Source organism: Sphingomonas sp. 4RDLI-65, assembly GCF_049472435.1.
Taxonomy (GTDB): Bacteria; Pseudomonadota; Alphaproteobacteria; order Sphingomonadales; family Sphingomonadaceae; genus Sphingomonas.
In genome coordinates this window covers 52,148-70,592 of the sequence record NZ_JBCEBT010000009.1, presented here as the reverse complement: position 1 = coordinate 70,592, position 18,445 = coordinate 52,148, and the positions used below count along the sequence as shown (strand labels likewise).

The window sequence follows — 18,445 nt, the reverse complement described above, 5'->3', positions numbered from 1 at the left end:
CTGGCAAGCGCCAGCCACCTCCCCCTTGCGGGGGAGGATCGTTCAAGTCCTGGATACGGCCACAAACGAAAACGGGGCGGCATCGCTGCCGCCCCGCTTCCTCTAGCCAGAAACCAGATCGCTTACGCCGACGGTGCGCCGAGCCATGTGGTCCACAAGCCCGCGACGTCCGCCTTGGGCGGCGCCTTCACCGCCGAGAACGCGGTTGCGGCCCCGGCCTTGTCGCCCGAGCGCGCCAGCGCGATACCCATGTGCAGGTTCACGTCGTCGGCATCGACTCCGCCCTTGCTGAGCGCCAGCCGGTACAGCTCGACCGACTTGGCGTAGTTGTTCTGGCCGAGATACGCATCCGCCGTGCCCGCAGCCAGCTTGCCGTTGGCCGCTGCCGCCGCACGCTTTTCGAGCCCTGCGAGCGGGCCGTCGGCGGCGATGTTCTTGGTGGCATCGGCCAGCAGGCCCTTCGCCATCGTGTTCGACGCCGGGATCTTGCCCGTCGCCATGCCTTCCTTGATCACCGCCTGCGCCTCGCTCGGCAGGCCGCGACGGTTCACGCTGTCGGCATATTGCAGATAATCGGTCTGGTCGGCGAGCGCATTGGTGGCGCGCATCAGACGGAAGATGTCGACCTTCTGCGCTTCGTCCAGCGTGATCAGCGCGTTCTGCTGGATGCCCGACAGGATCAGGACGTCACGCCAGTTCTTGGCGGTCGGATAGGCGGTGACCCACTTCTTGAGCCACGCCATCGTGTCGGCGTTGCGCTTGGCCGCGTACGACTTGGCGACCGCGTACTTGTAATATTCTTCCGGCGCCTTCTGGCCCGCGGCGGTCATCTGCGCGATCGCGGCGTCGAGATCGGCGGTCGCACCGGCGATGTCGCCGCTGTCCATCTTCGCCTTGATGATCTGCAGCGACAGGTTCGGGTCGGTGTAGCCGAGCTCCTTGGCCTTGTTGAAATACTGCAGCGCGATCGGATACTGCTTGCCGTTGAACGCGAGCGCACCGCGGCGATACGCGTAGCGGCCACGATCGGCCGCCGGCGTCGCGGGGTTGTCGATCAGCATGTCGAGCGGCTTGGCGAGCGTCGTCTCGTTCAGCGGCGCGTTCGGGTTCGCGGCCTGGCCGGCGGCAAGCTTCTCGGATTCGAGCTGATAGCGCAGTGCTGCACCGATATACTTCTCGTAATCGGTCTTGGCGGCGGCATCGATCTGGTCGATCGCGGTCAGCGCGGTTGGATAATCCTTGGCAGCGAGCGCAGTCTGCGCGGCGATGCCGGGCTTCTGGACTTCGGGGCTCAGCTTCATCGCCGGTGCCGCGTCGGTCTTCTTGTCCTTGGCGAACGCCGGCGCCGACAGCGCGAGGCCGCTCGTGCCAGTGGCGAACGCCGCAATCAGTGCAAGCTTCGAAATGGTCTTCATGCGGAAACTCTCCCTTTGCGTCGGCCCCCCTCAGGTTGGCGGCGCGCGACGACGCTATATGGTCCGCCATGCATACGTTCAAGCGAGCGGCTTGGATCCCGCGGATGTGCGATTGCGCGTGAACGACGATTGAACGCGCCCCGCGCCATAGCTAGATCGCGGCCATGATCGCTGTCCTATCGCCCGCCAAGACGCTCGATTACGAGAGCGCACTGCCCAAGCTCGAACCCACTACGCCGAGGTTTGCCCACGAAGCGCAAACGCTGGCGCATGCTGCCGCGCACCTGACGCAGAAGAAGCTGTCGGAGCTGATGCATATCTCGCCTGCGTTGGCGAAGCTGAACGCAGACCGGTATCGCGATTTCGACACCCTGCCCGAGCGGCCGGCGATGTTCGCATTCGCGGGCGACGTCTATACCGGGCTGGAGGCGAAGACGCTCGACGAGGCCGCGGTGGATTACGCGCAGGATCATGTGCGGATGCTGTCGGGGCTGTACGGCTTGCTGCGGCCGCTCGACCTGATACGCCCCTATCGGCTGGAGATGGGTACACGCTGGGCGCCGCGGAAGACCAAGCTGACCGACTGGTGGGGCGATCGGATCGCCAAGCTGCTCGCCGACGACGTCGAGGCGGAGGGATCGGGGACGATCCTGAACCTCGCGAGCCAGGAATATTGGGCGGCGGCGCAGGGGAAGCTGCCGGCTTCGATCCGCGTCGTGGCGATCGATTTCCGCGAGGGCGAGGCGCAGAAGTTCGTCAGTTTCCATGCGAAGAAGGCGCGCGGGATGGTCGCGCGGTGGCTGGTCGAACACCGCGTCGACGATATTGAGGGGATCAAGGGCTTCGACAGCGACGGCTATGCGTATGATGCCGCGGGCAGCAGCGACGCGCAGTTCCGGTTCGTGCGCAAGTGAGCAGCGCGGTCGTCATCGGTGTGTCGGGTGGGATCGGCAAGGCGCTGGAGGAGGCGCTGATCGAGGAGGGTGCGTTCGACAAGGTCCATGGGTTCGCGCGGTCGGAAAGTGGCGATCGGCATCTCGACTTGGAGGACGAGGCGAGCATTGCGGCGGCGGCTTTGCGGGTCGGCTCGCCGACGCTGGTGATCGTCGCGACCGGGTTGCTGCACGACGGCGACAAGGGTCCCGAGAAGGCGATGCGCGAGCTCGATCCGGTGTGGATAGCGCGAAACTTCGCGATCAATGCGATTGGGCCGGCGCTGGTGGCGAAGCACTTCCTGCCGACGATGCCCAAGGCGGGGCGGATCGTGTTCGCGGTGCTGTCGGCGCGGGTCGGCAGCATCGGCGATAACAAGCTGGGCGGCTGGTACGGGTATCGTGCGTCGAAGGCGGCGCTGAACCAGTTGGTGAAGACGATCTCGATCGAGGACAAGCGGCGCAACTCGAGCGGGATCGTCGTGGGGCTGCATCCGGGGACGGTCGATACCGGGCTGTCGAAGCCGTTCCAAGGCAACGTCACCCCCGGCAACCTCTTCAAGGCAGACCGGGCGGCGGTGCAGTTGCTCGACGTGATCGACGGCCTGCGCGCGCCGGACAGCGGCAAGCTGTTCGCCTGGGACGGGGTGGAGGTCACGCCTTAAGATCGTGCGATCCTCCCCCGCAAGGGGGAGGTGGCTGGCGCTTGCCAGACGGAGGGGGAGGACAGCGAAACCGCTGTTCCGTGTCCTCCCCCTCCGTCGCCTTCGGCGCCACCTCCCCCTGGCGGGGGAGGATCGCCGCCTCGCCTCCCGCTCATGACGCGGATTTCACCTCGCTGCCACGCTTCCTTCAGGTCCCTCGGCGCAGTCTCTCCCGCATCGTCCACCAAGGCCGAAACAGAGAGGATACCCCATGACCAAGTCCCTCCCCCTCGCGATCCTCGCCGGCGCGGCGCTCCTGTCCGGCACCGCAGCGATCGCCGCGACGCAGGTCCAGACTAAAACCGTCCAGCCGAAGACCGTCGCGACCTCGACGACGACCACCAAGACCACCACACCGATGGGCAACACCAAGGTCGCCAAGCGCACCACCACGGTCAAGAAAGGCCGCATGGTCACTGCCAAGCTCGCGAACGGCAAGACCGTCACCTATGATTGCTCGCTAGCCGGCAACAAGACCAAGACCGCCTGCAAATAAGCCCGTAATTAACGATGAAACTACTGTCCCTCGCGTGCGTACGCGTGCGCGGGGGTAGTAAGGCCCACCCCCCTCGGCTAAGGTATGTCATCATACCGCAACAAGCCGAAAGCGTTCAGATTTGACCGACGAGACCATACTCGCCGAACCCCAGGGCGGCGAGCCCGCCGGCATCGCCACGATCTCGATCGTCGACGAGATGAAGTCGAGCTATCTCGACTATGCGATGAGCGTCATCGTCGCGCGCGCGCTGCCCGACGTCCGCGACGGCCTGAAGCCCGTCCATCGCCGCATCCTGTACGGCGCGCACGAGAGCGGCTTCGTCGCCGGCAAGCCCTACCGCAAGTCCGCGCGCATCGTCGGTGACGTGATGGGTAAATACCATCCGCACGGCGACAGCTCGATCTACGACGCGTTGGCCCGCATGACCCAGGACTGGTCGATGCGCGTGCCGCTGATCGACGGCCAGGGCAACTTCGGCTCGATGGATCCCGATCCACCCGCGGCGATGCGCTACACCGAGGCGCGTCTCGGCAAGGTCGCCAACGCGCTGCTCGGCGATCTCGACAAGGATACCGTCGACTTCACGCCCAACTATGACGGCTCCGAGCGCGAGCCCTCTGTGCTGCCGGCGCGCTTCCCGAACCTGCTGGTCAACGGCGCAGGCGGCATCGCGGTCGGCATGGCGACCAACATCCCGCCGCATAACCTCGGCGAAGTCATCGCCGCGTGCCTCGCGTACATGGACAATGGCGCGATCACGACCGAGGAACTGTTCGAGATCGTCCCCGGTCCTGACTTCCCGACCGGCGCGATCATCCTTGGCCGTGCCGGCGCCAAGTCGGCGTATGAGACCGGCCGCGGTTCGATCATCGTCCGCTCGCGCCACATCGTCGAGGAGGGCAAGGGCGACCGTCGCTCGATCGTGCTGACCGAGATCCCGTTCCAGACCGGCAAGAACGGCCTGGTCGAGAAGATCGCCGAAGCCGCCAAGGACAAGCGGATCGAAGGCGTCAGCGACATCCGCGACGAATCGAGCCGGATGGGCGTCCGCATCGTCATCGACCTGAAGCGCGACGCGACCGTCGACGTGGTGCTCAACCAGCTGTGGCGGCACACGCCGGCGCAGTCGAGCTTCCCCGCCAACATGCTGGCGATCCGCGGCGGCCGTCCCGAACTGCTCAACCTGCGCGACATCATCGGCGCGTTCATCACCTTCCGCGAGCAGGTCATCACGCGGCGGTCGAAGTTCGAACTCGCCAAGGCTAGAGAGCGCGCGCATCTGTTGCTCGGCCTCGTCATCGCGGTCACCAACCTCGACGAAGTCGTCAAGATCATCCGCGGCTCGTCGAGCCCCGCCGAAGCGCGCGGCAAGCTGCTCGCCCGCGAATGGCCGGTCGAGGAGATCGCGCCGTACATCGCGCTGGTCGAGGCGGTCGAGGACAAGCAGCAGGAGGGCATCTACAAGCTGTCCGAGCCGCAGGTCCGCGCGATCCTCGATCTCCGCCTGCATCGCCTGACGCTGCTCGGCCGTGACGAGATCGGCGACGAGCTGAAGGCGCTGGCCGCGACGATCGGCGAGCTGCTCCACATCCTCGGCGACCGTGCGAAGCTGTACGAAGTCATGCGCGGCGAGCTGATCGCGATCCGCGACGAATTCGCCACCCCGCGCCGCTCCGAGATCGCCGCCGCCGCCAACGGCATCGACGACGAGGACCTGATCGAGCGCGAGGACATGGTCGTCACCGTGACCATGCAGGGCTATATCAAGCGCACCAGCCTCGACACGTTCCGCGCACAGGCGCGCGGCGGTAAGGGTCGCGCGGGCATGTCGACGAAGGACGAGGACGTCGTCACCGAGCTGTTCGTCACCTCGACGCACACCCCGGTGCTGTTCTTCTCGAACCTCGGCAAGGTGTACCGCTACAAGGTCTGGCGTCTGCCCGAGGGTGGTCCAGCGACACGTGGTCGGCCGATGATCAACCTGCTGCCGCTGGCGCCGGGCGAGACGATCTCGACCGTGCTTCCGCTGCCGGAGGATCTGAGCGAGTGGAGCCGCCTGCACGTGATGTTCGCGACGCAGCGCGGGCTCGTGCGCCGCAACGCGATGGATGCGTTCACCAACGTGCCGTCGAACGGCAAGATCGCGATGCGGTTCGAGGAAGGCTCCGAGGACAAGCTGATCGGCGTCGCGCTGCTCAGCGAGCATGACGACGTACTGCTCGCGACCAAGCTCGGCAAGGCGATCCGCTTCGCTGGCGACGACGTCCGCGAGTTCCAGAGCCGCACCTCGACCGGCGTCCGCGGCGTGACGCTGAAGGGCGACGACGAGGTCATCTCGCTGTCGGTCCTCCACCGCGTCGGCGCGACCCCGGAAGAGCGCGAGACGTACCTCAAGTTTGCACCCTGGAAGGGCGAGCGCGAGGGCGATCACGGCATGGGCGACGAGCGCTATAACGATCTCAAGGACCGCGAGCAGTTCATCCTGACGGTCTGCGAGAACGGCTATGGCAAGCTGTCGAGCGCGTATGATTACCGGCGCACCGGTCGTGGTGGCCAGGGCATCACCAACATCGACAACATCGCGCGCAACGGCCCGGTGGTGGCGAGCTTCGCCGCGGCGAAGGGCCATCAGCTGATGCTGGTGACCAACCAGGCGAAGCTGATCCGCACAACGCTCGCGTCGCTCCGCGTCATCAGCCGCAATTCGGCGGGCGTGAAGCTGTTCGATGTGGCGAAGGGCGAACACGTCGTGTCGGCCGCGCGGATCGAGGAAACCGAGGAAGACGCCGAGATCAACCTGGCTGACGCCGTGCCCGAGGTCGCTCCGGATACCGGCGCGACGATCGGCGAGGATACTGCTGCGGGTCCGGAGGACGGCGAATGAGCCGCGATCCGATCGCGTATAAGGTGCTGACGGGTGAGCAGTTGGCGACCTTGGAGAGCGGCAGCTTCGCCGGGGCGCCGGTGGATGTGGCCGATGGCTATATCCACCTTTCGACGGCTGAGCAGCTGACGGAGACGGTCGACAAGCACTTTGCCGGCCAGTCGGACCTGCACGTGGCCGCGATCGATCTCGAAGCGCTCGGCGACGACGTGAAGTGGGAAGAGTCGCGTGGGGGACAGCTGTTCCCGCACATCTATGGCGGGCCGTTGCTGCTGGAGGTCGTGCTGTCGTACGGCGCTTTGGAACGCGATGACGAGGGCAAGGTGAAGCTTCCCGTCGCGGGCTGACCGGCACTCAAACTCAAGCTTGTTCTCCCGCGAAGGCGGGAGCCCAGACTGGGCTCCCGCCTTCGCGGGAGAACAAGGAAGCAGATGATGGCGTTCGTTGCCACTTGCCGGAGAGGCTACCGACAACGCATCAAATTCAGCGACAACAACTCCCTACGCCCCAAACGCTCGTATCTGTAGGCGCGGCCCACACAGAGGCACCACCCCGGCGAAGGCCGGGGCCCAATTGGGGAAGGTAGCTAACGGGGCGCATCCCTCAGTTACGTCGACCTTTCCAATTGGGCCCCGGCCTTCGCCGGGGTGGGCAAACTACTGGGGTAACCCCTCACCCAGCCGCGAACGCAGCCCTTACAAACCGCGCACACGCCTCAGGCGCAGTGATCGGGATCATGTGCCCGCCCTCGATCGTGTCGATCTTAGCGCCCGGGATCACCGCCGCCGTCCGGTGACCGTTCCACGCCGGATCAAGGATCGCATCCTGCCGCCCGTACAAGATCCGCGTCGGTACATCGATCCCCGCATACCGCCGGACCATTGCCGCCACATCGTCGTTCGCCCCGGCAAGGTCCGCCGCCGCCGCCGCAATCGCGATCGGCCGCGCCGACAGCGCCCCGCCGCCCCGCGTCACGAAATCTTCCGGTACTGCTTCGGGGGCGAACACGCCTTCCAGCGTTTTTGTCGCTGTCAGGCGGCTTAGCGGCGTCCCCAGCACCTGTGCAAACGCCAAGCGGGCGCCCGACGGAATCCGCGCCAGTCCGCGGAAACTCTCGGGCACCTGCTCCAGCGGCTGGGTGAGCGGCGCAATCAAGGCCAGTGCGCGGACCAGGTGCGGATGATCGAGCCCGACCGCCAGCCCGATCGCCCCGCCCAGCGAATGGCCGACGAACAGCGGCCGATCGAGCCCGAGCTTCTGGATGAAGTCGGCAATGATCGCCCCCTGCGCGATGATCCCCGGCGTGGTGGCACCGGTCGCGACCGAATAGCCCGAGCCCGGCCGGTCGACGACGATCACGCGGTAGTCGTCCTTCAGCAGGTCGACGAGCGCATAGCTGAAATTGCGCAACTGCCCGCCGAGGCCGTGGACCATGACGATCGCCGGGCCCGAGCCAACGTCGATATAATGCAGCCGTGCGCCCGCGACATCGAGGAAGCGCCCTTCCGCGGGCACCAGTTCCTCGGCCTTGCGCGCGACGCGGCTCGAATAGAGCGACAGCCCGATCCCCGATACCGCCGCCAGCAGCGCCCCGCCGATCAATCCCTTGCCCGTCCGCCTCATCGTGATCTCCTTCAAATCCATAGTGCGCTGAACGCCCGGCCTTGTCCAAAGTCGCAGCGGCCTGTTCCATGGAACCCGTCGCAGCCACCGAACGTCCGACCCGCGAAGGAGATACGCCGGTGGATCCACAGGCTCGAACGATACTCGACACGATCAAAGTGATCGCGCCCGATGCCGATCCGCACGCCGACAATGCGCGGTGGCTCGCAGACTTCCGCTATCAGACCGCCCTGCTCAAGACGTTTTCGGGCGAACCCAAACCGGTGCACGCGATCACGCACCTCCTGTTGCCGTCCGAGGCAGGACCGCGGGTCGTCCGCCTGTATCGGCCGAAGCCGGGGCCATTGCCGCTGCTGTTCCATATCCACGGCGGCGGCGCGATCGCGGGATCGATCGATGGTCACGACCCGGCGTTGCGCGCGCTGGCCAACCGGACCGGCTGGCTGGTCGCCGCACCCGCCTATCGCCTCGCCCCCGAACACCGCTTTCCGGCGCAACTCGACGATAACTGGACGGCGTTGACGGGACTCGTCGCGCAGGCCGGCGCGCTCGACATCGACGCATCGCGGATCGTCGTGTCGGGCGACAGCATCGGCGGCACGCTCGCGACCGCCCTCGCCGCACGCACCGTGGCGGACAACGGCCCGGCGCTGAACGGCCAGATCCTGCTCTATCCAAACACCGATCTGCGCAGCGAAACCGACTATCCGTCGCGCAAGAGCGAGGACGGCAACATCATCGACGCCGCGTCGCTGGAGCGGCAGATCGACCTGTACCTCGCATCGCCCGACGCGCGGACCGATCCGCGGGCCTCACCGATCCTGGCGGAGAACCTGAGCGCCCTGCCCCCGACCCTGTTGGTAACGTGCGAAAACGATCCGCTGCGTGACGAAGGCGAAGCGTACGGCCGACGTCTGCATGAAGCCGGCGTTACGGTCGATCACCACCGATACGACGGCATGATCCACGCCTTCCTGCAGTTCGGCGGACGCGTCGATGCAACATCGCAACTGCTCGATCGCATCGCCGCGTGGCTGAAGACCCAATGATGGAGAATGGTGCACCCAGAGCGATTCGAACGCCCGACCCTCAGATTCGTAGTCTGATGCTCTATCCAGCTGAGCTATGGGTGCATCGCCGTTCCGTGACCGGTTCGACAAGCCCGCCGTGAAGCGGAAAATCCTGGTGCACCCAGAGCGATTCGAACGCCCGACCCTCAGATTCGTAGTCTGATGCTCTATCCAGCTGAGCTATGGGTGCACTGGAGGGGCGCTGATAGCAGGCATTTTCGGGGGCGCAAGGGTTTGCCGCGAGAAAGTTGTGCACGAGCGCCGGCCGGCATAGAGCGGCGGACATGAAACACGCCTTTTCGCTCCGCTTCGTATCCCTCGCCATGGCCCTGGCGGTCGGCGCGTGCAGCAAGGATACGGTCGGCTATCCCTCGCTCGGCCTGCGCCCCGTGGAAAAACTCGGATTCGCCGAGCCCGAGGTGAAGGCCGCGGAGGTGAAGCCGGATCCGGCGCTGGATGCGGAGATCGCGGTGATGTCGGGCAGACTCGACGCGATCGTCGCCGGCTTCACGCGCGACGCAAGCAAGGCGGAGGCGTCCGCGCGGGCGGCGCGCGGCGCAGCGGTCGGCAGCGACGCATGGCTCACCGCACAGACCGCGCTCGCCGGGCTCGACGACTGGCGCGCGCAGTCCTCGGCGCTGGTGACGGACATCGAGGCGCGCGCGACGGATCGCGCTGCGGCGCTGCAGCCCGACTATCCCGCGCTCGCGGCAGTCCACGCAAAGGCGCAGGTGGAGAACGACCGCCAGGGCACGACGATCAGCCGCATCCAGGCGAGCATGCCGGCCGCTTGAGCGCCTTCTAAATCCTCCCTCTTGCGGGGGAGGACAAGCGGATCAGAACCCCTTGAGCAGCGGCAGGATCGTCGAATAGTCGTCGGTCCACCCGGTAAACCCCGGGCGCAGCGTCAGCGGCGCCCAGTCCGGATCGTGGGTGCGAAGTGCGGCGATCGATTGCGGGTCGCGGGACAGCGCAACCCAGTCGGATTGCGAGGCACGATCCGCAAGCAGGGTCGACGGACGGTATTTCAGCTCGGCGGCGGTCCAGCCCCCCTCGCGTGCCGCCGCGGCGACTACCGGTTCGAGATCGATGAACCGGTTCGAGATGTGCACCAGCAGCAACCCGTCATGCGCGAGCACCCGGCCATAGGTCGCGAACGCCTCGCGCGTCATCAGGTGCATCGGCACGGAATCGGACGAGAACGCGTCGAGCGCGAGCAGGTCGAGGCTGTTCGATGCGTCGTGCGCCAACGCGATCCGCGCATCGCCCATGCGGATCTCGGGGTTGGGCAAGCAGCGCGACAGATAGGTGAACTGGCCGGTATCGCGCGCGATCCGGACGACCGCCGGGTCGATCTCGTAGAACCGCCAATGCTGACCGGGCCTTGCGTAACACGACAGTGTCCCCGTCCCCAGCCCGACGACGCCGATCCGCGCGGTCGCGCCATATAAGGCAGGCGCGGCCAGCATCGCCTGCCCGACACCCGATCCCGCTGCGTAATAGGTCGTCGGCATACGCTCGCGCTGGGCCGAGCCGCGGAGCTGGAGGCCGTGCACGGTCGTCCCGTGATCGAGTTCGCGCACTCCTCCATTGGGTCCGGGCAGGTTGCGCACGGTATAGACGCCGAAATAGCTCCGCACCCGCGCACCCGGATCGATCGACAGCTCGAGCGACCGATACCCGCCGAACATCACCAGCGCACCGGTCAGCACGATCATGTACGGCAGCCGCGCACCGATCGCGGCCAGCCCGATCGTCGCGATGACGAGGAAGTCGAGGCCCTGCCGGCGTTCGCCGAACACGCCGCCGGGATCGGCGATCCGCAGACCGATGACGACGGCCAGGACGACGATGATCGCGCCGATGGCGATCAATTTCGCGTGCCCCCTACCCAGCCAGAGCGCGCGGAACTGCACGAACAGATACATCTGCGGCACCAGCGCGCCGGCGGCGAGGATCAGCAGCGGATATTCATAGGTCCAGTCGAACACCACCGGCGCCACCAGCGCGGCAAACACCCCGCCCAGCGCCCCGCCCGCCGACATCGCGAGATAGAAGCCGGTCAGCCGATCGGGCGCGGGCCGCTTGCGATACAGCGCGGTGTGCAGCGCGACCGAGATCATGAAGAGCAGAATCAGCGCGATTCCGGCGCTGAAGAACGGGCGGTCGTTGACACCGCCCATGATGATCCCGCCGAACAGCAATATGGTGATCGGCGCGATCCGCGTCAGCAGGTCGGCGAGCCAGCGATCGTTCGCAAACGCCACGCTGAAACTCAACAGGTACAGCCCAAGCGGAATCACCCACAACAGCGGCATCGCGACGATATCGGTGGTGATATAGGTCGACGTGGCGAGCATCAGCCCCGAAGGCACCAGCGCGAGCGCGATCCAGTGCACGATCCGCCTGGTGCCCGGCGGCGCGCTGGTCGCGGCGACGTGATCGACCGCCGCGATCTTCGGCAGTCTTGTCGCGCAGGCGAGCACGAACAGCACGAGCAGCAGATAGCCGCCGCTCCAGAGCAGGCTCTGGCCGCGGATCGCCATTAACGGCTCGACCAGCAGCGGGTATGCGATCAGCCCGGCAAAGCTGCCGAGGTTCGACGCAGCGTACAGCGCGTAGGGGTCGCCGCCGCCGCTCGCATCGCTGAACCATCGCTGGATCAGCGGCGCCTGCGCCGACACCGCGAAGAACAAAGGCCCGATCGACAGCCCGAGCAACCACGGCACCCACAGCGCGGGCAACGCGTCGGCGGGCAGGTCCATCGCGATCAGCCCGATCGGCAGCCACAAGCCCGCGACGATCAGCACGCCGAGGTGGATGGCCGCCTGTGCGCGCGGTCTTACCCGTCCCAGCCAATGCGCATACGCATAGCCCGCGAGCAGCAACGCCTGGTACACCAGCATCGCCGAGTTCCACACCGCCGGCGCGCCGCCGAGCCGCGGAAGCGCCATCCGCGCCACCATCGGCTGGACGAGGAACAGCAGGAACGATCCCGTCAGGATCGTCGCCACGAACATCGTCCGGCACCAGCGCGCCATCAACGGCCGGTCGTCCGCACCGATAATGTCAGCCATTCAGCAATTTCGCCGCATGCGCCGCGTGATAGGTCAGCACGCCCGAGCAGCCGGCGCGCTTGAACGACATCAGCGTCTCCAGCACCATGACGTCGCGCTCGGCGGCCCCCGCCGCGACGGCATGCTCGATCATCGCGTACTCGCCCGACACCTGGTACGCGAACACGGGCACCTCGAACGCCTGACGGACGCGGACGATGATGTCGAGATACGGCAGGCCGGGCTTGACCATCACCGTGTCGGCACCCTCAGCCAGATCCATCGCCACCTCGCGCAAGGCTTCCTCGGCGTTGGCATTGTCCATCTGGTACGTCTTCTTGTCGCCCTTCAGCAGCCCGCGCGAGCCGACCGCATCGCGGAACGGGCCGTAGAACGCGCTCGCATATTTGGCGGCGTAGGACATGATCTGGACGTTGTGGTGCGAGTCCGCCTCGAGTGCGTCGCGGATCATGCCGATCCGGCCGTCCATCATGTCCGACGGTGCGATGATGTCGGCGCCTGCGTTCGCCTGATTGAGCGCCTGCGCAACGAGCATCTCGGCGGTCGTGTCGTTGACGACGTAGCCGGCAGCGTCGACCAGCCCGTCGTGACCGTGACTCGTGTACGGATCGAGCGCGACGTCGGTCAGCACGCCGACCTCCGGCACCGCATCCTTCAGCGCGCGGATCGCCTGGCACATCAGATTGTCCGGATTCAGCGCCTCGCGACCATCCTCGGTCCGGCGGTCGACCTGCGTATAGGGGAATAGCGCGATGCACGGAATGCCGAGATCTCGCGCCTCGCGACCGCGCGCGACGATGCCGTCGACCGACCAGCGCGACACGCCCGGCAGGCTGGCGATCGGTTGTTCGACGCCGGCTCCCTCGGCGACGAACAGCGGCCAGATCAGGTCGGCGGGGGTCAGCACGGTCTCGGCATGGAGGCGGCGGCTCCAGGTGGAGGCGCGAGTGCGACGGAGGCGAAGCGCGGGATAGCTTGCGGTCATGCCGGGGCTTTGCGGGATGCGCGGCGACGGATCAAGCGTTACGCAAGAGCGTTACGGGTGCGAAACCGCATACCGTGCGTTGGGGGCCTTATGTCGAACGATACGATCACGTCTGCCGCGCTCGTCGTCAACGCGAAGTCGCGCAAGGGCCAGAAGCTGTTCAAGCGTGCGTGCGCGGCGATGTCGGGGTTGCCCTATGAGGTCGACGCGCACGCGGTCGATGATCCGAAGGAACTGGAGGCGACGGTGCTGCGGGCGCTGGCGAAGAAGCCCGACCTGCTGATTCTGGGCGGCGGCGACGGCACGGTCAGCGGGCTGGTCGACCTGATGGTGGGTCACGACGTGATCCTCGGCGTGCTCCCGCTCGGCACCGCCAACAGTTTCGCGCGCACACTCGGCATCCCCCTGAACGTCGAGGGCGCCGTCGAAGTGATCCGCACGGGCAAGCCGCGCCGGATCGATCTCGGCATGATCGACGGCGATTATTTCGCGAACTGCGCGGCGATGGGGATCAGTCCGAAGATCGCCGAGACCGTGCCGCATGGGTTGAAGAAGGTCTTCGGCAAGGTCGGTTATCTGGCTTGGGCGACGTATCAGTATCTGCGCTTCCGGCCGTTCACGCTGATCGTCGGCGAAGGCCCGACCGCAGTGAAGATCCGGGTCGTCGAAGTGCGGATCTCGAACGGGCCGTATCATGGCGGCACCGAACTGGTCGACGCGGCGGCGGTGGATTCGGGCGAGATCGTGGTGCAAGCGGTGATGGGGCACGTGAAGCGGCGGCTGGTGCAGAACTGGTTCTCCAGCGTGTTCCGGCTGGAGTCACGGCACGAGAAGGTGCGCGATTTCCGCGGGAAGAGTTTGAAGATCAACACCATTCCGCCGCTGCCGATCTCGATCGATGGGGAGGTTCTGGCGAAGACTCCGGTGACCGCGAAGGTCGCGGCGGGGATCATCCGGGTGATGGCGCCCGCCTGAGGCACGCTCGACTAGCAGGACCGCCCGCTTGCTTGTTCTCCCGCGAAGGCGGGAGCCCAGACTGGGTCCCCGCCTTCGCGGGGAAACATGAACCGGGAGAAGCCGCCAGTATTTCGCACCACCCCGGCGAAGGCCGGGGCCCAATTGGAAAGGCCGGAGTAACTGCTGGCGGTGCTACGTTAGCAACGTTCCCCAATTGGGCCCCGGCCTCCGCCGGGGTGGAACTAGGTGGCGTTACTTCACCCGCCGCACCGTCAGCACCTTCACCGGCGCAGCAATCATCTGCCCTTTCATCACCCCAACCCCGGCAGTCGCCGAAGTCGGCGCAGCAAGAATGCGCTTCACAACGTCCATCCCCTCCACGACATGCCCGAACGCCGCAAACCCTGCCGTATCCCCAGTCCCCGCCGGGTTGGCGTCCAACGACAGCACCGGCCCGACCGTAATGAAGAAGTCCGCCGTCGCACTCCCCGGCGCGAACCGCGCGAGTGAGATCGTGCCATCGACGTGCGACAGCCCGGTCTGGGTGGTCGGCTCATGCTTCACCGGCGGCAGTAGACGCTTCACCTCACCCTGCGGCCCGCCCTGGATCAACCCGGATTCCGGCCCCAACTTCATCGCGCGATAGAACGTCACCCCATCGAGCCGCTTCTGGTCGACATAGCGAAGGAAATTCGCCGTCGTCAGCGGCGCGCGCTCCTTTTCCAGCGCCAGCGTGATCGGCCCCTCGCTCGTCGTCATCACGATCGAGACGGTCGCCGGCACGGCGGGCTGCGGCGCGGGCGGGGTTTCCTGCGCCGAGACGGAAACGGCGCCGAAAACGGCAAGGGCGAGCGTGACGAATCTGGAGATCATTGGCCACGCTACCCCGCCGCCGCCTCGCTGTCAGCGACCCCGCGACACGATATTGCACCCGGCAAAGTTTTGCTTGGGTTTGCACGCCCGCACGCAATGCGTATCCGGAGAGGGATGACCGATCTCGCCATTCTCTACGAGCACCCGCTCTGGTTCGAACCGCTGTTCGCCGCGCTCGATCGCCGCGGTGTCGACTTCACGCGCGCCACGCCCGACGGCTTCTGGAACCCCGCCGACCAGAGCGCCCCCGCCCCCGTCGTCTTCAACCGGATCGCGATGTCGAGCTTCCTGCGCAACGACGAGCATCCGATCTTCGACACGATGGCGATGCTCGATCACTGGCGCCGCACCGGCGCGCGCGTGATCAACGGCACCGACGTGCTCGCGATCGACGCGTCCAAGGCACGGCAATTGTCGCTGATCGCCTCGCTCGGCCTCGCGATCCCCGAGACACGCGTCGTCCACCGCGCCGCCGACGTCGTCCCCGCCGCGCAGACGCTCCGCTTCCCGCTGGTCGTGAAGGCGAACATCGGCGGATCGGGCGCAGGCATCATCCGCTTCGACAGCCTCGAAGAATTGCGCACCGCCGTAGCCGACGCCGGCCTCCCAAGCAGCGTCGACGGCGTCCTACTGGTCCAGGAATACGTCCCAGTCCGCGACGGCGCGATCACCCGGATCGAAACGCTGAACCGCACATACCTCTACGCAATCGAAGTCGCCGGCGGCGGCGCGTTCGACCTCTGCCCGGCGGACGCGTGCGTCGTCCCCGGCTCGGGCATCAAGATGGCCGCGGTCGAGCCCTCGCAAGCCTTGAAGGACGCCGCCGAAGCGATCGCCCGTGCGGTCGATCTCGATGTCGGCGGGGTCGAGGTGATGATCGACGACCGCGACGGCGTCGCGCGCTTCTACGACATCAACGCGCTGTCGAACTTCGTCGCCAAGCCGCACGATGTGCTCGGCTGGGATCCGCACGACCGCCTCGTCGATTACCTCATCGAACAGATCGAGAAGGCCCGCTGATGCGCTACGGTTACTGGACTCCCGTCTTCGGCGGCTGGCTCCGCAACGTCCCCGACGAGGGCATGGAGGCGAGCTGGGCCTACACCAAGGCGCTGACGCAGAATGCCGAGCGCTGGGGCTACGACCTGACGCTGATCGCCGAGCTGAACCTCAACGATATCAAGGGCATCGAACAGCCCGCGCTCGACGCATGGTCGACCGCGGCGGCGCTCGCGGCAGTGACCGACAGCATCGAGTTGATGGTCGCGGTCCGCCCGAACTTCCACCACCCCGCGCTGTTCGCCAAGGCGGCGGCGAACATCGACCGGATCTCGGGCGGCCGTCTCGCGCTCAACGTCGTGTCGTCCTGGTGGGCGGACGAGGCCAACCAATACGGCCTCCAGTTCGACCAGCACGACGATCGCTACGCGCGCACCGCCGAGTGGCTGACCGTCGTCGACGGGTTGTGGACGCAGGAGCGGTTCGACTTCGCCGGCCAGTTCTACACAACCGAACAGGCGATCTGCTCACCCAAGCCCGTCAAGCGCCCCACCGTCTACGCCGGCGGCGAGAGCGAGAAGGCCAAGGCGATGATCGCCGCGCAGTGCGATGCCTACGTCATGCACGGCGACCCCGCCGAAGCGATCGCCCCGAAGATCGCCGACATGGCCGCGCGACGCGAGGCTGCTGGCGGCGCGCCGATGCAATACGGCATGGCCGCCTACGCGATCGTCCGCGACAGCGAGGCGGAGGCGAAGCGTGAGCTTGAACGTATCACCAGCGTCACCGAACTCCCTGCGGGCTATGCGAATTTCGACCAGTGGCTGTCGGGCACGCAGCTCGAACGTGAGCTTAAAATCCAGGAATATTCGGTTTCCAACCGCGGCCTGCGCCCCAATCTGGTCGGTACGCCCGAACAGTTGAAGGAGCGCATCGCGGAGTATGAGGCGGCTGGTCTCGACCTGTTGCTGCTCCAGATGAGCCCGCAGGCCGAAGAGATGGAGCGGTTCGCGGTGCAGGTGATGGGCTCCGCATGATCCGCCTCACCGATGTCGTTAAAACCTATCCGGCCAGCGAAGCGGCGGCCCTCGACGGAGTCTCGCTGGAAATTCCGGCGCGCGGCGTGTTCGGCGTCATCGGCCAGTCCGGCGCAGGCAAGTCGACGCTGATCCGCCTGATCAACGCGCTCGAACGCCCGACGTCGGGCCGGGTCGAGGTCGATGGCGTCGACGTTGCGGCATTGTCCGCGGCGGACCTGCGCGCGCTACGCCGCCGCATCGGCATGATCTTCCAGAATTTCGGGCTGTTGTCGTCGCGCACGGTCGCGGCTAACGTTGCGTTCCCGCTCGTCCTCGCTGGTGTCTCCAAGGCGGAGCGCGAGACGAAGGTCGCTGCATTGCTCGACCGCGTAGGCCTCGCCGATCACGCCACCAAATACCCCGCCCAACTCTCCGGCGGCCAGAAGCAGCGCGTTGGCATCGCCCGCGCGCTCGCCACCGATCCCGACATTCTGCTCTGCGACGAAGCCACCAGCGCACTCGATCCCGAAACCACCCGCTCGGTCCTCACCCTCCTCCGCGAGCTGAACCGCGACCTCGGCCTGACGATCGTCCTGATCACCCACGAAATGGACGTGGTCCGCTACGTCTGCGACCGCGTCGCCGTGCTCGAACGCGGTCGCATCGTCGAAACCGGCGAGGTCACCGACATCTTCGCCAACGCCACGCACCCCGCGACGCGACGCATGCTAGCGGCTCTGGCAGCATGAGCTTCTTCGCCAACATCGACTGGTCCGACATCGGCCAGGCGTGCCTCGACACGCTGATCATGCTCGGCGGATCGCTGATCCTCACGATCGCGTTCGGGCTTCCGCTCGGCGTCCTGCTTTACCTCACCGGCCAGGGCCGCCTGTCGCAGAACCGCGTCGCCAACGTCGTGCTCGGCGTCATCGTCAACATCCTCCGCTCCGTCCCATTCATCATCCTGCTGATCGTGATGATCCCGCTCACCGTGATGCTCGTCGGCACCTCGCTCGGCGTCGCCGGCGCGATCCCGCCGCTCGTCGTCGGAGCAGCCCCCTTCTACGCGCGCCTCGTCGAGGGATCGCTCAAGGAAGTCGACCGCACCACGATCGAGGCGGTGCAGGCGATGGGCGCCACCACGCGCCAGATCGTCACCGGCGCGCTGATCCCCGAGGCCCTCCCCGGGCTGATTGCCGGCGCCACCGTCACCGCGGTCGCGCTCGTCTCGTTCACCGCCATGGCGGGCGTGGTCGGCGCGGGCGGGCTCGGCGATCTCGCGATCCGGTTCGGCTATCAGCGGTTCCAGACCGACGTCATGGTCGTCACCGTCGTGCTGCTGGTCGTGCTCGTCCAGATCATCCAATATGCCGGCGACGCGCTCGCCCGCCACTTCACCCGCCGCTAG

17 protein-coding genes and 2 tRNA genes are annotated in these 18,445 nt (G+C 66.5%); 12 read left to right on the top strand and 7 right to left on the bottom strand.

What is annotated here, in order from left to right; translation table 11 throughout:
• Positions 1-122 precede the first annotated feature (122 nt).
• Positions 123-1,415, bottom strand: coding sequence for a hypothetical protein (locus VH567_RS15850; RefSeq protein ID WP_423327211.1), 1,293 nt, complete (start codon positions 1,413-1,415; stop codon positions 123-125).
• A 164-nt stretch (positions 1,416-1,579) separates the two neighbouring features.
• Here VH567_RS15850 and yaaA point away from each other — a divergent pair, with 164 nt between their 5' ends.
• The 5 genes from yaaA to VH567_RS15825 all read left to right on the top strand — a co-directional run bounded on the left by yaaA (position 1,580) and on the right by VH567_RS15825 (position 6,781).
• Positions 1,580-2,329: a peroxide stress protein YaaA gene (gene yaaA, locus VH567_RS15845; protein ID WP_423327210.1), complete on the top strand. Its 750-nt coding sequence runs from the start codon at positions 1,580-1,582 to the stop codon at positions 2,327-2,329.
• On the top strand, positions 2,326-3,012 hold the full coding sequence (locus tag VH567_RS15840; protein WP_423327209.1) for an SDR family NAD(P)-dependent oxidoreductase: 687 nt from the start codon (positions 2,326-2,328) through the stop codon (positions 3,010-3,012). Before yaaA ends, VH567_RS15840 begins: the two co-directional genes overlap by 4 nt.
• Positions 3,013-3,262: 250 nt before the next feature.
• The gene (locus VH567_RS15835) at positions 3,263-3,547 is read left to right on the top strand and encodes a hypothetical protein (protein ID WP_423327208.1); all 285 of its coding nucleotides are present in this window, start codon (positions 3,263-3,265) and stop codon (positions 3,545-3,547) included.
• A 121-nt stretch (positions 3,548-3,668) separates the two neighbouring features.
• Positions 3,669-6,434, top strand: a complete 2,766-nt coding sequence (gene gyrA / locus VH567_RS15830) for a DNA gyrase subunit A (RefSeq protein WP_423327207.1) — start codon at positions 3,669-3,671, stop codon at positions 6,432-6,434.
• Positions 6,431-6,781 (top strand): DUF952 domain-containing protein, encoded by a 351-nt coding sequence (locus VH567_RS15825; RefSeq protein WP_423327206.1) that lies wholly within the window; start codon positions 6,431-6,433, stop codon positions 6,779-6,781. Before gyrA ends, VH567_RS15825 begins: the two co-directional genes overlap by 4 nt.
• A gap of 325 nt (positions 6,782-7,106) precedes the next feature.
• Here VH567_RS15825 and VH567_RS15820 read toward each other — a convergent pair whose 3' ends face one another.
• Positions 7,107-8,057: an alpha/beta fold hydrolase gene (locus VH567_RS15820; protein WP_423327205.1), complete on the bottom strand. Its 951-nt coding sequence runs from the start codon at positions 8,055-8,057 to the stop codon at positions 7,107-7,109.
• A gap of 119 nt (positions 8,058-8,176) precedes the next feature.
• Here VH567_RS15820 and VH567_RS15815 point away from each other — a divergent pair, with 119 nt between their 5' ends.
• Positions 8,177-9,106 (top strand): alpha/beta hydrolase, encoded by a 930-nt coding sequence (locus VH567_RS15815; RefSeq protein WP_423327204.1) that lies wholly within the window; start codon positions 8,177-8,179, stop codon positions 9,104-9,106.
• A 7-nt stretch (positions 9,107-9,113) separates the two neighbouring features.
• Here VH567_RS15815 and VH567_RS15810 read toward each other — a convergent pair.
• Positions 9,114-9,190, bottom strand: a tRNA-Arg gene (locus VH567_RS15810).
• Positions 9,191-9,240: 50 nt separating this feature from the next.
• Positions 9,241-9,317, bottom strand: a tRNA-Arg gene (locus VH567_RS15805).
• Between the two features lie 94 nt (positions 9,318-9,411).
• On the opposite strand from VH567_RS15805, the gene VH567_RS15800 reads away from it, so the two are divergent.
• Complete coding sequence (locus VH567_RS15800; RefSeq protein WP_423327203.1) at positions 9,412-9,921, top strand: hypothetical protein; 510 nt, start codon at positions 9,412-9,414, stop codon at positions 9,919-9,921.
• Positions 9,922-9,963: 42 nt separating this feature from the next.
• On the opposite strand, the gene VH567_RS15795 is transcribed toward VH567_RS15800, so the two are convergent.
• Both VH567_RS15795 and hemB read right to left on the bottom strand, forming a co-directional pair.
• Positions 9,964-12,204, bottom strand: a complete 2,241-nt coding sequence (locus tag VH567_RS15795) for a spermidine synthase (protein WP_423327202.1) — start codon at positions 12,202-12,204, stop codon at positions 9,964-9,966.
• Positions 12,197-13,189 (bottom strand): porphobilinogen synthase, encoded by a 993-nt coding sequence (gene hemB, locus VH567_RS15790; protein WP_423327201.1) that lies wholly within the window; start codon positions 13,187-13,189, stop codon positions 12,197-12,199. Before hemB ends, VH567_RS15795 begins: the two co-directional genes overlap by 8 nt.
• 90 nt (positions 13,190-13,279) lie before the next feature.
• Between hemB and VH567_RS15785 the strand changes: the two genes are divergently transcribed.
• Positions 13,280-14,164: a diacylglycerol/lipid kinase family protein gene (locus VH567_RS15785; RefSeq protein ID WP_423327200.1), complete on the top strand. Its 885-nt coding sequence runs from the start codon at positions 13,280-13,282 to the stop codon at positions 14,162-14,164.
• Between the two features lie 234 nt (positions 14,165-14,398).
• Here VH567_RS15785 and VH567_RS15780 read toward each other — a convergent pair whose 3' ends face one another.
• Entirely contained in the window at positions 14,399-15,019 is a 621-nt protein-coding gene (locus VH567_RS15780) for a peptidylprolyl isomerase (protein ID WP_423327199.1), read from the bottom strand.
• A 114-nt stretch (positions 15,020-15,133) separates the two neighbouring features.
• Between VH567_RS15780 and VH567_RS15775 the strand changes: the two genes are divergently transcribed.
• The 4 genes from VH567_RS15775 to VH567_RS15760 are packed head-to-tail and all read left to right on the top strand — an operon-like array spanning position 15,134 to position 18,445.
• Positions 15,134-16,039 (top strand): ATP-grasp domain-containing protein, encoded by a 906-nt coding sequence (locus VH567_RS15775; protein ID WP_423327198.1) that lies wholly within the window; start codon positions 15,134-15,136, stop codon positions 16,037-16,039.
• Positions 16,039-17,055 carry an LLM class flavin-dependent oxidoreductase gene (locus VH567_RS15770; protein ID WP_423327197.1) on the top strand — a complete coding sequence of 339 codons (1,017 nt, stop codon included), beginning with the start codon at positions 16,039-16,041 and terminating at the stop codon, positions 17,053-17,055. The genes VH567_RS15775 and VH567_RS15770 overlap by 1 nt, the downstream gene beginning before the upstream one ends.
• Positions 17,052-17,786 carry a methionine ABC transporter ATP-binding protein gene (locus VH567_RS15765; RefSeq protein WP_423327195.1) on the top strand — a complete coding sequence of 245 codons (735 nt, stop codon included), beginning with the start codon at positions 17,052-17,054 and terminating at the stop codon, positions 17,784-17,786. The genes VH567_RS15770 and VH567_RS15765 overlap by 4 nt, the downstream gene beginning before the upstream one ends.
• The gene (locus VH567_RS15760; protein WP_333928460.1) at positions 17,783-18,445 is read left to right on the top strand and encodes a methionine ABC transporter permease; all 663 of its coding nucleotides are present in this window, start codon (positions 17,783-17,785) and stop codon (positions 18,443-18,445) included. Before VH567_RS15765 ends, VH567_RS15760 begins: the two co-directional genes overlap by 4 nt.

What these genes read in the sequence shown, in the direction of transcription:
- VH567_RS15770 (WP_423327197.1), top strand. Translation starts at nt 16,039, where the DNA reads ATGCGCTACGGTTACTGGACTCCCGTCTTCGGCGGCTGGCTCCGCAAC.
- VH567_RS15795 (WP_423327202.1), bottom strand. Translation starts at nt 12,204, where the DNA reads ATGGCTGACATTATCGGTGCGGACGACCGGCCGTTGATGGCGCGCTGG.
- VH567_RS15820 (WP_423327205.1), bottom strand. Translation starts at nt 8,057, where the DNA reads ATGAGGCGGACGGGCAAGGGATTGATCGGCGGGGCGCTGCTGGCGGCG.
- hemB (WP_423327201.1), bottom strand. Translation starts at nt 13,189, where the DNA reads ATGACCGCAAGCTATCCCGCGCTTCGCCTCCGTCGCACTCGCGCCTCC.
- yaaA (WP_423327210.1), top strand. Translation starts at nt 1,580, where the DNA reads ATGATCGCTGTCCTATCGCCCGCCAAGACGCTCGATTACGAGAGCGCA.
- VH567_RS15800 (WP_423327203.1), top strand. Translation starts at nt 9,412, where the DNA reads ATGAAACACGCCTTTTCGCTCCGCTTCGTATCCCTCGCCATGGCCCTG.
- VH567_RS15825 (WP_423327206.1), top strand. Translation starts at nt 6,431, where the DNA reads ATGAGCCGCGATCCGATCGCGTATAAGGTGCTGACGGGTGAGCAGTTG.
- VH567_RS15785 (WP_423327200.1), top strand. Translation starts at nt 13,280, where the DNA reads ATGTCGAACGATACGATCACGTCTGCCGCGCTCGTCGTCAACGCGAAG.
- VH567_RS15780 (WP_423327199.1), bottom strand. Translation starts at nt 15,019, where the DNA reads ATGATCTCCAGATTCGTCACGCTCGCCCTTGCCGTTTTCGGCGCCGTT.
- VH567_RS15835 (WP_423327208.1), top strand. Translation starts at nt 3,263, where the DNA reads ATGACCAAGTCCCTCCCCCTCGCGATCCTCGCCGGCGCGGCGCTCCTG.
- VH567_RS15765 (WP_423327195.1), top strand. Translation starts at nt 17,052, where the DNA reads ATGATCCGCCTCACCGATGTCGTTAAAACCTATCCGGCCAGCGAAGCG.
- VH567_RS15760 (WP_333928460.1), top strand. Translation starts at nt 17,783, where the DNA reads ATGAGCTTCTTCGCCAACATCGACTGGTCCGACATCGGCCAGGCGTGC.
- VH567_RS15850 (WP_423327211.1), bottom strand. Translation starts at nt 1,415, where the DNA reads ATGAAGACCATTTCGAAGCTTGCACTGATTGCGGCGTTCGCCACTGGC.
- VH567_RS15775 (WP_423327198.1), top strand. Translation starts at nt 15,134, where the DNA reads ATGACCGATCTCGCCATTCTCTACGAGCACCCGCTCTGGTTCGAACCG.